We start from the raw sequence: 13,017 nt of genomic DNA, 5'->3' as shown, positions 1-13,017 counted from the left end.
ACGCTCACGATCGTGAACAACCTAGGGAAGTCAATCCCGACTGGAACAGTCCCCCGGTGACCACAGCGACATCGGCGAACACCCACACCAGCGGCATGCTGTCGAGGTTCTGCCTGCGCTCACCACTCTCGTGCGTAGCTGCGACGACTACCCATTCGGAACTCGCGCAGATCCAGAAGGGACTGGCAACTCGGTGTTCTCGGCACGCCAACCCTCATTTGGTTTGTCCGAAGATGGTCTGCCCGAAGACCCCGTCGCGCTCGAACCGCCTACTACAAGTTCGAGTCATTCATCGCCGCGCCCACCCGCAGGTTTCGGTAATTCATTGGACACATGTGTCCTTGCGTGTCACCCGTTCGAGCGATAGCGCGTTTCGGTATACGAGTGTGAAAATCATAGCTGTATCGGTCTATGTGAAAGGGGATCAGAATGAAGTTCTTGCGCAGGATGGGTCGGGCGACGTGCCCACGTTGCAATGGAACGGGTGGGCACAGTGATTTCGGAAATTGGGTCAACTGCGCGGCGTGTAAGGGCACGGGGCAGAAATAGGACGTGAGTGGGGCCCGCGGATTTTGCGGGCCCCGCCCTCACGAGTCCAAGCAACAAGTTTGTCGGGCTGTCCCTCCGATTCGCGGTCCCGCTAGCTTGATCTACTCATCCTAGGTCGATCAACCGCCATTCGCCGTGCGAGCGCAAGGAGAATCGTCATGGATTCCACGGAATTCCTGCTCTACTGGCTTGTTTTCTGTACCGTCTATTTCTTGATCAGCATCCCTGTCGTGAAGAACTATTATTGGAAGAAGCACGGTGTTCCGATCAAGATTATCAATGGTGGTTGGAATGCGTTCTTCAGCGGAGCAACGTTCCTGATGAGCATCTGGCCGCTAATTCTTGTTCTTCCACGGTACAAAGATCCCGAACCGTGCCGCCATGTCGAGCATGTTCGTGCACGTGCCGAATACGCTCGACTTTCAGAGGCATACGCGCGCGAGCGGAGGTAGCCGCGGAGTCTCTACGTCGGCGCCATCGTCGATCCGGTCCGCGGCGGTAACTGCGACGGTGTACGTGCGCCGCAACCCCTTCGATTCGAGCTACATGAGGGCGGCGATGAAACACTTTCGGTGCGGGAGGCGATCAGAGTGTTCGTGAGAATCCGACGTCACGACGGTGACACATGCCTCTCAGAGCCACTTCGTCGACTGCCCCGCCGAATCGGCGCCGTCGAGGACCACGAATCGGTGGTGTCGGGCTTGTCGGCGATGCTTGCCGACCAGGCCGATTTGACGCTGGTGGCCTGTGCCCCGACTGTCGACGAGTTGTTGGCCGTGACATCCGATCTCGATCTAGTGATTCTCGACTTGCGGCTGAGCGACGGTTCCTCGCCGACCGGGAACGTGCAGCGGTTGACCGCGGGCGGCATCGGAACTCTGGTATTTACCGGCGGTGAGGACCCGTACCTGGTGCGCTTAGCAGCGGCGGCAGGGGTACTCGGAGTGGTACGCAAGTCCGAGACCAACGCGGTGGTGGTGCAGGCGATTCGCGCTGCCGCCTTCGGTGAGCAGGTGGTCACCACCGACTGGGCCGCCGCCATCGACAGTGATCCGGCGCTGTCCGAGGTCGGGCTGAGCCCCCGGCAACTGCATGTTTTGGAGTTGTACGCCTCCGGGGAGACGACGGAACGGGTCGCCCGCTTGACGGGTCTGGCAACGCCGACCGTGACCGAGTACCTGCAACGAATTCGCACCAAGTACGCCGAGGCCGGTCGCCCGGCACCGAGCAAGACCGACCTGTACAAGCGAGCGCTCGAGGACGGTTATCTGCCGATCCCCAGACGCCCGGACCGGCGATGACCGTCGGAGACGCTGCGGGTTCGGAGTCCTCATCGGATCGAATCGTGCGGGCCTTCGCGCAATTCATCGGTGCCGGCTACATCTTCTATCTGCTGCTGTTGCTTCCGAACATCATCTCCTTCGCCGGCTACCTGTGGACATGGTGGACGCCGGTGGCGGTGGCAGTGGTGTTCGGGTCCGGTCTCTGGCTCGGCGCCGCGGGGGTGCGCGAAGGCGCGGGCCGGATTCGGACGGTGGCCGCGGTCGCCGCGACGGCATACATGGGAATCGCACTGACGTGGCCGTTGGCGTGGGTCGGGCCGCCGAGTCCGGATCGGACCGGCTTCTGGTTGGTGCTCTTTCCCGGACTTGCCGCTCTGGCCGCAACACTGGCATGGCCCGCCGGCATCGCGGTCGGATACCTGCTCGTAGCCACTGTCGCGGTTCAGGTGTTCAACCACGGCTCGCATGTGGGCCGGGTCAATGGCCCCCTCCTCCCGGACATCATGTTCGGATTCATGTTCTGCCTGCTGTTCGTGGCGGCGGCCATCATGGCGCTGCGGACGGGACGGATCCTGGACGACACCCGGGCCACTTCGCACGAAGCCGCTGCCCACGCAGCGCGTGCCGCCGCCCGGCTGGCCGAACGCAAGCGGTTCGGGGCGCTGATCCATGACCATGTGATGGCGACATTGTTGTCGGCGGCCCGCCTAGGCGCGGGCCCGGCGGTGTCGCGTCAGGCCAAGCACGCGATCGTGCGTTTGGACGAGTTCCGGAATCCGGCACCAGACGACGACTTTGATGCCAAGACCGCCGTGGCGCATCTGCGGACGTCTGCCACGGCGGTCGCCCCTAGCATCGCGGTTCGCGCGGATCTCGAACCGCAGGCGATGCCCGCATCGCTGCCCGCCGAGGCGGTGCGCACGATCGGCGCCGCCGTGAGCGAGGCGGTCCGCAACAGCATGCTCCACGCCGGGGAGAAAGCCGAGCGCTCCGTTAGCGTACGTATTCGACCGGGACAACTCAAGGTCGAAGTCCTCGACAATGGCAGGGGGTTCGACGTGTCTGCGGTGTCACCACATCGGCTGGGGGTCGCGGTCAGCATTGTGGGGCGCCTGCGGCAGCTACCCGGAGGCGACGCCGTCGTGGAGTCGCAACCGGGCAGGGGGACGCGGGTGCTGCTGTCGTGGCGGGCAAGCGAATGAGACGGCCACCCGCGGATGGGACCCGGGATGTGCGGGAACTGTTAGGCATGCACACCCGCACCGCCCTCGCCCTGGTTGCCTTCTACGCCCTTACCATAGCGGTGCTGGCGTACACCTTCCGCGACGGCATCGAGCCGTACTGGCCCGTTGCGCTGGCCGTGGGGGTAGCCAGCCTCGGAGCACTGTCCTTGGTGACGGTGCCCGGCGACCCGCTCCCCCTCGCAACGACGGTCGCGCTCGCCTGCATCGGGCCCGGCACCTCGGCGATGGTGTTCGCGGTCCTGCCCGTCCCCATGGCCCATCACTGGCAGACATGGCCACTCAGTGCGGCCACAGCCATCTACACCTTCATGTGCGTCCGCGGCCGCACACTCGCGGCGTGGGTCGGATTCCTGCTGATGATCGGAGTCTGCATAGTGTGGGCGGCCGCCACTGGACAGGGCGGACTCCACGGGCTGGCCATATCGGTGATCAACTTCGCACCGCTGCTGATGTCGACCTTCTTCGCGCTCACCATCCGGCCGATGGCTCGCACAATCTTCGAACTGCGCAAGCGATCCCTGCACAATGCCGCAGCCGAAGCTGCCGCCGACACCATGATGCGCGAGCGCGACGCACAACTCGCTCGTCTCGACACGCTCGCCCGACCACTCCTCGACCGCATCGCCACCGCCGACGAACTCGACGAAGCAGACCTGTTCGAATGCACCCTGCTCGAGGCTCAACTGCGCGACAGTCTGCGAGCACCCGCGCTCACGGCCACCCGCGTCGCGGCCGCCACCCGGGCCGCGCGCAGCCGCGGAGTCGAGGTCAATCTCTTCGACGAGCACGGGCTCGACGAGGTGACCACCGACATTCAAGACAAGCTCCTGGCAGCGATCACTGCCGAAATCGACACCGCCCGGACAGGGTCGATCACTGTCCGCGTCCTACCACCTGGACGGCCGAGCCTGGCGACGGTCTTGACCAGCGCCGACACTGGCACACGTCGGACCGAGTTCGGTCAGGACGGCCACGCGCGCCCACCATCCGATTAATTCATTCCTCGGTGGCGCGTGTATGTCTCTGCGGCGGTGGAGAATCAAAGCGAATCGGTTCGGTGGGCAGAGCGGAACCGAAGATGGTGTGCGGCCGCCCCGGAATATTGTTGTTTTCTTCAAGTAATTATGACCGTGGTTTGCAGGTCGAGGAAGATCGGTCTGGTCGCGCACCTCCCGGCGACATACGGTCGGACCTCGAAACCAACTGCCCGAAGAGGCATGCGGCATACCCCGCGAGGAGATACCGTGACCAGCACACTCGACCACGTCCCCTATCGAAGCGTCGCAGAACGCGCGGCCCTCGGCGGAGAGTTGGACGCGTTGTATCCGCCACCCACTCCGCGGTCCCCGGCAGTGCTTCGATGCCATCCTCCGCTGTCGCATCGACAGACGAGCGTCCTTCGCCCCAAGCTGTCGTCCCGCGAAGTCGAGGTTCTCCTCGAGTGGCTGCGCAGCGACTCCAAGGGCGTTGTTGCGAGCCGACTGTATGTCACCGAAAGCACGGTGAGCACACACCTGATGCGGATCCGACGGAAATACGCCCTGGTAGGACGCCCCGCCTCCACCAAGGCGGCACTCGTAGCGCGGGCCGTGCAAGATGGCCTGATCGCGCTCGACGAACTCTAGCCGCCGACTCCTGAAGAAATGAGCCTCCAACCCTCCCCTGCCGACATCGTCTACGCGACCGTCCTCGGATCAGCACCATGGGTCTCGCTCCTCGCGCTCGTGCGGCCCCACCCCGATGCCAATCCCGCAGCATCCTCTGCCGGACCCTCCACATCGGCTGCACCACTGCGAACGGCAGGCACGGTGCAGGACGACATCATCGACCTGGTGTCCAAGGTGCGGCACCAGCCTCTAGACGATGCGATGCGCCAGTCCGCCCGAGTACTCCTGATGGAACTCCGAAGTCGGTGACCCATTTCCGGTTCGGCGCCTCGGTCGTGAAATCACGATCGACCAGGTCAGACGCACGTTTGGTCTCCTTCTCGCCGGGAATCGTGGTGCGGTACCGACGGCCGCGAACGGCTCCGGATAGCCCCTCGTCGCGCATGAGTCGGTCGACGGTGCACGCCGCGACCTCGTGGCCCCGCCTCCGTAGATCATGGTCATCTTCCGTCGTCCGTAGAGGCCCTCGGCAGTTCCGACGGTCCCACGCAGGGCGTTCGTCAGGTGTGCGTCGGTGACGGTGCGCTGCGAGGGTGGGGCGGTTCCAGTTCCGGTATGTGCGTGGGCCGACCTGGACAGCTATGTGCGTGGGCCGACCTGGACAGCGCGCTCGGTGAACAACACCGCTCGCTCACGCTGCTCGGCAGGGTGACGCTTGGACACGATGTGCATCCTCTCCCAAGAAAGGAAGCGGCATCAAACCGCATCAAACCTGTGACGGTTCAGACGTCTTGGAGTTGAAAGTTGTGTGGCTGGCTGTCCGTACCCAAGAACGTGAATGCTGGCCTACGCCAGCAGAGGCCGGCGGTGCACCGCCGAATTTGGTTGTGAAGTCGTTAGCTACCCTGTCCCCGTCCGCAACTAATAGCGGACTCCACAGGTTCACGCCCGAAATTGCACTGAGGCGGTGGTCGATCTGCGCGGAGGAAAGTGCACTTGGGGGACCCTGTCGCCGGGCGGTCGCGGGAAAATTAGCCGGGATCCGGTGCTAAGTGGTTGGATTTGCAAATTGCGGTTGATTTACCGGCAGCCTGCCAGTGGGCCACGGATCCCGAAAGGCCGTCGTCGATGAGCATAATTCGGTTCTGATCGTAGGAGGATCTATGAGGTCGAAGTGGCTCGGCAACTCAGCGCTGCCTGCAATCGCCGTTGGTGTCGTCGCGTGTTTGCTTGCGTCGTGCTCATCCGAAGTGGCGAGCCCCCCTGACAGCGTGACGGTCAGCGAGGGCGGCTTCGAGGTCGCCCAGGGACCGATGACGATCACCGGGCCGGCCGGCGTCGCGCCCATCGGCAGCACAGTTACAGCCTCCTCATCAGACAAGGCGCTGCCGAATGACGTACACGAGATGGTCGAGGTTTTCAGCGCTCCCGTCGAGGTAAAGATCGACAATGGCAACACCCAGCCGGCCGTCCCCGTGACCTTCTCGTTCAAGCTCGACGGCGCCGAAGCACAAAGACAAGTCGACGCCGGCCACATACCGGTCCTATTGCTACAGTCCGAGGGAAGTGATTCAGTCGACGTACTCGAAGCGACTTGGAACCAGGACACCCAGACCCTCACCGGCCAAGCTCCCCACTTGTCGTTCGGATGGCCAGGATTCCTGAAACCCGATGCGATCATCAAAGAGGTGGGCGCCGCGTTTACGTCCGTCTTCGGCCTCAGCTTCCCGAAGCCGGACTGTGTCGGAGAGTCCGCTGACTTCACGTCAACCTCGTACACAGTCAGCCCCGTATCGGGCGATGTGGCGTGGACGTGTATTCGGCTCAACAAAGCCGCTCAGGAGGGCACGCTCGGCATCGACCTCTACTCGAATTCCCCGTACATCTGGAAGGTACAGACCAATCCGGACCCGATAGAGACTTCTGGGAGTCTGGGCGATGCCGAAGCGATTCCGGCTGTCGCCCTCTACAGGGAGATCTTGGACAACGATGCAGACAGTGACAGGATTCTTCTTCCTGGCCAGTCAATCTCGCTGGACTTCGGACAGTACAACATGTCACCTAAGTCTGGCGTACTGAGCTACGACCTTGGAGTCTATCTGGTTGGCCTCACCGGCTACGGCATCGGCACCGTGATGAGCAAGTTCGCGCCTGGGAAGTACCAGCGAATTCTCGAAGACAAAGCAGCGATCCAGTGTCTGATCGATTTGAGCGAGACCTTCAATGACCTGCAAGGGGGCCTCACAGGCGCTCGCATGGGCGATCTAGTCAAGGGTGTCATCGCCTGCACCGGAGCTGTCGGCGGATCAGTTTTCGGAGCCATTACTGGCCTGTTTGGCGGCGCCGTGATGGGTCCGCTGGCATCGCTGGTCAATCCGCGACTCGCTGCGCAAAGCGCCAGCTTCGAGGTAATCCGCACCACGACTGACCAGCCTGCAGCCGCTGCCACGAACGCCGGAGCTCCTGGCCCCGTCGTCCAGAACACCCGATGCGGCCAGATAACCGACCCGCGGAGCGGCAACACCTTGACCGTAACTATCAAGTCCTCAAACGTTCCACTCGAATGCAGCGAAGCTGAAGCGACCTTCCGCGAACTGCTCGCCACGATCAACGACCGGACCTGGCCTGTGCGGACATACACATGTGGTGTCCTTGGTGCTGGCGAGCAGGAACAGTACGGCTACGTCATCACCTGCGACGACGCTGCAAGGGGCGCGAAGATCGTCCTCGGGAAGTGATACGCAATGTATCCGTAGGGCCACCGTTCACGTCGTATCGATTGTTCCGCCGATTAGCATGCAACCATCTTCACCACGTACGCGAGAAGCCCACGATGAACCGCAGGCACGCCTCGTCGAGATCAGTCAGGCACGAGGGCGCCATAGGTGTTGACTTCGGGCTGTGAACGGACTCTGAATAGCCGATCGTGTCTCCGCCAGTCTCCCAGAGTTCCCTATCAACAGGTTATAGTCCTCCGAACAGCTGACAGGGCAGCAGAAACCGAACGAATCTGGTATCAATGTCCAACAGCCCGGTCGAGACAACAATCGATTGGGTCGAACTTCTCTCTTACTCAGAAGAATTCCAAGTTCTGACGCCGTCTTGCTTCGCTCGACAGAAGGAGTCACCGAAATGCGCTTCAGTCAGGCGAGCAGAGCCGGGCTACTCATAGCCGCCCTGGTCGCTTCCTTGATGTCATGGTGGGCCCCGTCCGTTGCCAACGCTGCGCCGGACCCTGCTAGATCGTCCATCAAGGAAGCTTGCAATAACGCGGACTTCATTCTCATATCTGCACGAGGATCTGGGGAAACTGGTGTAGGCGGCACCATGTGGTCCGTATACACAACCATGGCGGACCATATTTCTCGGACAACGAACGGAGCATCGAAGCTCAACCTGGTCAACGTGGATTATCCTGCCCGGCACGTGTCGAGTGCTGCTCTCGTCGCCGTGGGAAGCAACTCGTACTTCGACGGTATCGCCGACGGTTTCGTCAAGACCTCACAGTACCTACAGCAAGTCCAGACGTTGTCGGAGTGCTCGCACGTAACCGTATTCCTCGGCGGATTCTCGCAAGGGGCAATGGTGATGCATCGAATAATTCAAGCCTATGACCCCTCGCAACTCGCCCGATTTCACTTCCTCTCCGCGATCCTGGTAGGAGACGGCGACCGAGTCGCGCACGATGGAACACACAACTTTGGAAACGCTGATCCCGGTATCCAGGGAATCGGGCAGGCATTCCCCTTCCTCTCTGCCAGCAAGCCGGATCCGATCGACATAAACAATGACACTCCTGTCTTCAGCGTGTGCAACGCAGGAGATCCGGTATGCGCACTGTCAGTCCGAATACCGCCATGGTGCCCGAGTTGCGCCGGCGCATATACGGCAGCCGCGATCATGAGGGGAATCGCCGTGCACACCTCCTATGATCGCTCCGCGGCGTTGGCGCAAGCGGCTCGTGCGGCGACCTTTCGCTAACCGAGGAAGGAAGTGACCGCTATTGAGGCCACGCCCGTGGCGAGGCAGCACGTTCTCGCTATCCGCAGTTCACCGCTGGACGTCGCCGGGTCGGTCTCTCTTCCCGTCAGGCATGGGACCCGCATAGCCAGCAGTGGAAGCAGATGAAGGTCGCGCTGCCCCTGGCCGCAGGAAAGCCCTTGCGGTTGGTACCTCGTTACTGGGCTCGTCCGACACTGTTGGTGTCCGCAGGCCGCTACTACGACACAAGTGTGCTCAGCCTCGCTCAGGCAGAACGGAGCATGGTCACCCTCGGTGGCAAGGTCCTCAAGACGCCGAAGGACCTGCTTCGCACCCAGCCCGGCCTCAAGCGTGGGTGAAGCACCAACCTGGCCGTCACTCATCGAACGCACAGCCAGAATGCCGATCTCGTCGCGGTATTCCGGGAATTCGTCCACACGAAGTGGGGGGATGGACCGCAAGCAGCCTGACCTGATCGTGACGTGGCCGCCTTACAGCCCGTCGAGCACGGTGAGCAGTTCCTCGAGCAGGGCGTCGGCGCGATCTTCGATCTCGTCGAAGACGTCGGCGAGACCGTCCAGACTGTCGCGGGCCTGACGGCGGGCTGCAACACCTCGTTCGTAGTAATGCGGATCGAGGTCGGTCTCCGACTCAATCTGCACAGTCGGCTCATCGTTGCAATCGCTCTGCTTACGCAGCGGCAGCGGCGCACGGGCCCGTACCCGGCCGGACAAATGCTCCCGGACGATCGAGGCGATGGACTGCGCGGTCATCGGTTGCGGCATCAGCGGTAGGTGTCCCCAGCGGTCGATCGGGGTCAGCAGGGGTTGTCGGGCTTGGCGGTCGGTGAGCGCGACCTGCTCGACCTCGATCGGGTCGGTCAGGTGTTGGGCGAGCAGATCGGTGTTCGGGTACGCGTCGAGAAAGGCTTGGACCTCGGCCCACCTGCAATACATCCCCACCGCCGGGCTCGCGGCGGCGGCGGACTCCGTTGGAAGACATAGCCGTTCCCCGCTCTCGGTGGTGGCGACGAGGGTGCCGGCGTCGACGGTGATGTCGCCGCGGCGCAGCCGGGCCAGCCGGGCGAACGGCATCCCGGTCGCCGCCAGGGCCAGGAGGAGGGCGTCGCGGCGGCCGAACAGCCCGCTCGGCCAGCCGGTGGTGGGCAGCTCGGCGGCTTTGTGCAGCAGGAGCGGGGCGAGTCGGTCGTGCCGGGCGGCGCGGGCGGTGTCGAGGCGGCGGCGGACGGTTTCGCTGCGGCCGGGCGCCGGGTGGCCGCGGCGGGTGTGCACGGTGTTGATCGCCGACACGCGCCGCCGCTGGGTCGCGGGCGCGGCGGGATGCTCCCGCAGGAACACCGCGAGCGCCTCCGGGGTGGCCGGCAGGCACGGGTGGTCGGTGGCGGTGCACCAGTCGGCGAACAGTGCCCAGTCGTGCCGATAGCGTGCCGGGATCCGCAGGCCGGACACCGTTTCCGGGGAGTCGTCGAGTCGCTCAATCGAGGTACTCATGCCCGTTCACAGCCCCAGGTTGGTGACGGCATTGTTGATGAGGGGTGCGTGTTCGCGGGCGTAGACCTCGAGCATGGCGGGGGTGGTGTGCCCGGTCTGGCGCATGATCGCGTGCGCGGAGGCGCCGTTGCGGAAGGCCTGGGTGACGAACCCGGCCCGCAGCGAATGCCCCCCGAGCTGCTTCACGATCTCGGGGTCATAGCCCGCCGACTCGGCGCGGCGGCGGATCGCGTGGTGCACCGCCGCCCCCGACAAGGCGGTGTCGGAGAGGTGGCCGTTCTTACGGATCGACCGCAGCAGAGGTGATGCCGGGACCATGCGGGGGCGGGTGCCGCGGCACACGTGCGCCGCGAGCGGCTCGGCGCTGCGCAGCAGCCGGATCACCGCGGGCCGGCCGCCGGTGTCGAACGCGGCGACCACCTGCGCCCACCGCATCCACGCGCACGGCGGGCAGCTCGTATGGCTGGGGGTGAACGGCAGGGCGCGGACGGTGCCGCGGCCCTCCTGGTCGGTCTTCGATTTGCGCAGTTTGATGTGCAGGCCGTCGAGCCGGTGCAGGCTGATGTCCCCACAGGTCAGGGCGACGAGTTCGCTGCGGCGGAACGCCCCCGCGAACCCCAATAGCAGGATCGCGGTATCGCGGCGTTCGAGCACCTCGTCCGCCCAGCCCGCGCTGTTCGCGCGGGCCTTGTCGACGATGGCAAGGATGTCGGCGGTGAGCAGCGGGGCCCGCGGGGTGCGGGGCCGGTCGCCAGCGGTGGCGTAGCCGCGGCGGATCCCGGCCATCGTCGCTTTCACCAGGTCGTCGCCGGTGGGAGCCGGGTGTCCGGTCTGGCGGTGGTGGTGGGCGATCGCGGCGAGGCGATGGGCGAGGGTCGCCGGGGCGTAGGCCCGCTCCCCCGCCTCGGTGACGGTGTCGGCGCAGGCGATCAGGTAGGCGGCGATCGTGACCGGATGCGCCGGCACCGCCACATGGTTTTCCGCGGCGCACCACGCGGTGAAGGCCCGCCACGCCGAGGCGTAGGTGCGGCGGGTGCCCGCGGCCCGGGAGGCGGCCACCGACTCCGCGATCCGCGCCGCCGCGCCGGGTGCGAGGTCCGGCGCCGCGGGCCCCGCCGGGGTCCCAGGCACGACGAGCTGGCCGTCTCCTGCGTCGTTCGTCTCGAGATCCACGGGTGGCGACGCTACCGGACGGCTCCGACAGGGTTGTCCTCGCTCAATCTATCTGACGCAGAACGCGTTACCTGAGCTGCGATGCCACAACTTGGTTGGACGGCCGCAGGATCGAATCGTCCAAGTTAGTTGTCGCACATCGTCGAATCAGCCCACCGTTTCGGCGGGTCGAGTCCGGGCACCGGGACGATGCCTGATGTACCGCGTGAGCAGCGAATCGAACACGCCGGCTGGGACTGCGCCGTCGGTGACGGACTCCTCGATGAGACCCCCGATCGCATCCTGTTGACCGGGTGACTCCATCGTGAGCACCCGATTCCGCCACGCGGTGTCAGCCAAAGACGTCGTGAGCGCAACGACAATCGGGTAATCGGCTGCCCCGCAGATCGCTGCGGTCAGATACCACCGGTTGGGGTTGGGCTCGAGAACTTCCAACCGAGCCCCGAACCGTGCAACCGACACCGCGTGTCGCACAGCGTGGTGACAACTATCTCGGACGACGCCTTCCGGATGCGACACCTATCTCGGACAACGCACCGACAACGTGGACAAGGACAAGGGTCCCGGCGACCGAACACGCTCACCTCGGGGTTTACGGCGATGGCTGCGTAAATGGGAATTTACAGCGTCGACACCACACAAACCAGGAGTGACATACCCTCAGGTCGTTGGGGCGCCCGATTCGACCGGTTTTGTAGGTTCTCGCGATCGGTGTCAGTTTCTCAATTTCGTGTCAGTTGTCTGTCAGCGGCGTGTTGGTTTCTCATTTTCGTGTCAGCACGAGTGAAGCTATGTAGGTGCCGCGAAGCGGTGAGGTCGAGGTCAGGTACGTGCAGGGCAACGGTGGTCCTGTCGCGACGACGGTCGCCGCCGCGGATCCGCTACGAATAGTGCGCGGTTTGCCGGTTCGACGAGTGCGAAGTCATCCTCGACGGAGGCATTACGCGGGCTGGTTCTGGTCAGCGACCAATCGTGACCACGTGCTCTACGAGAGCCGGTTGGAGCTCGATCGGCTGTGGTTGGCCGACTTCGCTCCGGGGGTAATCCGGATGGCGGCGCAACCGATGTGGATGTGCGGCTCGGACGGGACGAGCACACGTAGGCACGTTCCCGACATGCTTCTCGAACATGCTGATGGTGGGTTCACGGTCGTGGACGTCAAACCGGAAGAGTTCGCCCGCCGCGAGGAGGCGGCGCAGGTATTCGCCTGGACTGGGCGGGTGTGCGCCTCGCGGGGTTGGTCGTACGAGGTGTGGACAGGCGCGGACCCGGTGGTGCTGGCGAATATCCGGACCATTGGCGCCGCGCGCAGAACGGGCTCGATAGATACCACGACCGTGGCGTGCATCGAGGCGGTCGCCGTGACCGGAATGACGATCGACGAGGTGGTCGCGGCCGCAGACACGCAGCGGGGCCGCATCGCTGTGCTGGCGAAGTTGTGGTTCAGGTCGTGGACGGCGGATCTTACGGTACCGCTGTCCGGGCAAACGGTCTTGACCTGGTGAGAGGACGACTTTATGACAGAAATCCTCGATCTCCGTCCTGGGATTCGGGTCTGGTTCGGGGGCGCCTCGTGGGAGGTCGTCGCCCTCCATGGTCTTGAGGTGACGCTCCGGTCAGGGCCGTCGTTGCAAAGGGTCGCGGTCACCGAAATCGCTGCCCACGCTGT

Annotated in this window: 11 protein-coding genes; 9 read left to right on the top strand and 2 right to left on the bottom strand. The window is 64.1% G+C overall.

Translation table 11 applies throughout. The features are described from left to right. Positions 1–707: 707 nt before the first annotated feature. The 8 genes from RZ1_RS30000 (at position 708) to RZ1_RS13030 (ending at position 9,023) form a co-directional block, all read left to right on the top strand. Positions 708–1,001: a hypothetical protein gene (locus RZ1_RS30000; protein WP_139281829.1), complete on the top strand. Its 294-nt coding sequence runs from the start codon at positions 708–710 to the stop codon at positions 999–1,001. Positions 1,002–1,259: 258 nt separating this feature from the next. Beyond that, positions 1,260–1,850: a DNA-binding response regulator gene (locus RZ1_RS13065; RefSeq protein WP_238071903.1), complete on the top strand. Its 591-nt coding sequence runs from the start codon at positions 1,260–1,262 to the stop codon at positions 1,848–1,850. Continuing rightward, positions 1,847–3,034, top strand: coding sequence for a sensor histidine kinase (locus RZ1_RS13060; RefSeq protein WP_072812440.1), 1,188 nt, complete (start codon positions 1,847–1,849; stop codon positions 3,032–3,034). The genes RZ1_RS13065 and RZ1_RS13060 overlap by 4 nt, the downstream gene beginning before the upstream one ends. A 47-nt stretch (positions 3,035–3,081) precedes the next feature. Then, a complete protein-coding gene (locus tag RZ1_RS13055) occupies positions 3,082–4,071 on the top strand; it encodes a DUF8320 family protein (protein WP_238071900.1) in 990 nt (329 codons plus the stop codon). A gap of 249 nt (positions 4,072–4,320) precedes the next feature. Beyond that, entirely contained in the window at positions 4,321–4,701 is a 381-nt protein-coding gene (locus RZ1_RS29995) for a LuxR C-terminal-related transcriptional regulator (RefSeq protein ID WP_238071901.1), read from the top strand. 1,145 nt (positions 4,702–5,846) lie between these two features. Continuing rightward, a complete protein-coding gene (locus RZ1_RS13040) occupies positions 5,847–7,421 on the top strand; it encodes a hypothetical protein (RefSeq protein ID WP_139281827.1) in 1,575 nt (524 codons plus the stop codon). 394 nt (positions 7,422–7,815) lie between these two features. Continuing rightward, a complete protein-coding gene (locus tag RZ1_RS13035; protein ID WP_072812436.1) occupies positions 7,816–8,664 on the top strand; it encodes a cutinase family protein in 849 nt (282 codons plus the stop codon). Positions 8,665–8,843: 179 nt separating this feature from the next. Next, the gene (locus RZ1_RS13030) at positions 8,844–9,023 is read left to right on the top strand and encodes a hypothetical protein (RefSeq protein WP_139281826.1); all 180 of its coding nucleotides are present in this window, start codon (positions 8,844–8,846) and stop codon (positions 9,021–9,023) included. 132 nt (positions 9,024–9,155) lie between these two features. Here RZ1_RS13030 and RZ1_RS13025 read toward each other — a convergent pair whose 3' ends face one another. Together RZ1_RS13025 and RZ1_RS13020 are read right to left on the bottom strand one after the other, a co-directional pair. After that, the gene (locus RZ1_RS13025; RefSeq protein ID WP_072812433.1) at positions 9,156–10,175 is read right to left on the bottom strand and encodes a hypothetical protein; all 1,020 of its coding nucleotides are present in this window, start codon (positions 10,173–10,175) and stop codon (positions 9,156–9,158) included. A 6-nt stretch (positions 10,176–10,181) separates the two neighbouring features. Continuing rightward, positions 10,182–11,348 carry a site-specific integrase gene (locus tag RZ1_RS13020; RefSeq protein WP_072636212.1) on the bottom strand — a complete coding sequence of 389 codons (1,167 nt, stop codon included), beginning with the start codon at positions 11,346–11,348 and terminating at the stop codon, positions 10,182–10,184. A 797-nt stretch (positions 11,349–12,145) separates the two neighbouring features. Between RZ1_RS13020 and RZ1_RS13010 the strand changes: the two genes are divergently transcribed. Further along, on the top strand, positions 12,146–12,853 hold the full coding sequence (locus RZ1_RS13010) for a TnsA-like heteromeric transposase endonuclease subunit (protein WP_003942661.1): 708 nt from the start codon (positions 12,146–12,148) through the stop codon (positions 12,851–12,853). Positions 12,854–13,017: the final 164 nt, after the last annotated feature.

Origin of the sequence: Rhodococcus zopfii NBRC 100606 = JCM 9919 (genome assembly GCF_001895025.1) — a bacterium.
Taxonomy (GTDB): domain Bacteria; phylum Actinomycetota; class Actinomycetes; order Mycobacteriales; family Mycobacteriaceae; genus Rhodococcus; species Rhodococcus zopfii.
This window is presented reverse-complemented; position numbering and strand designations above follow the sequence as displayed.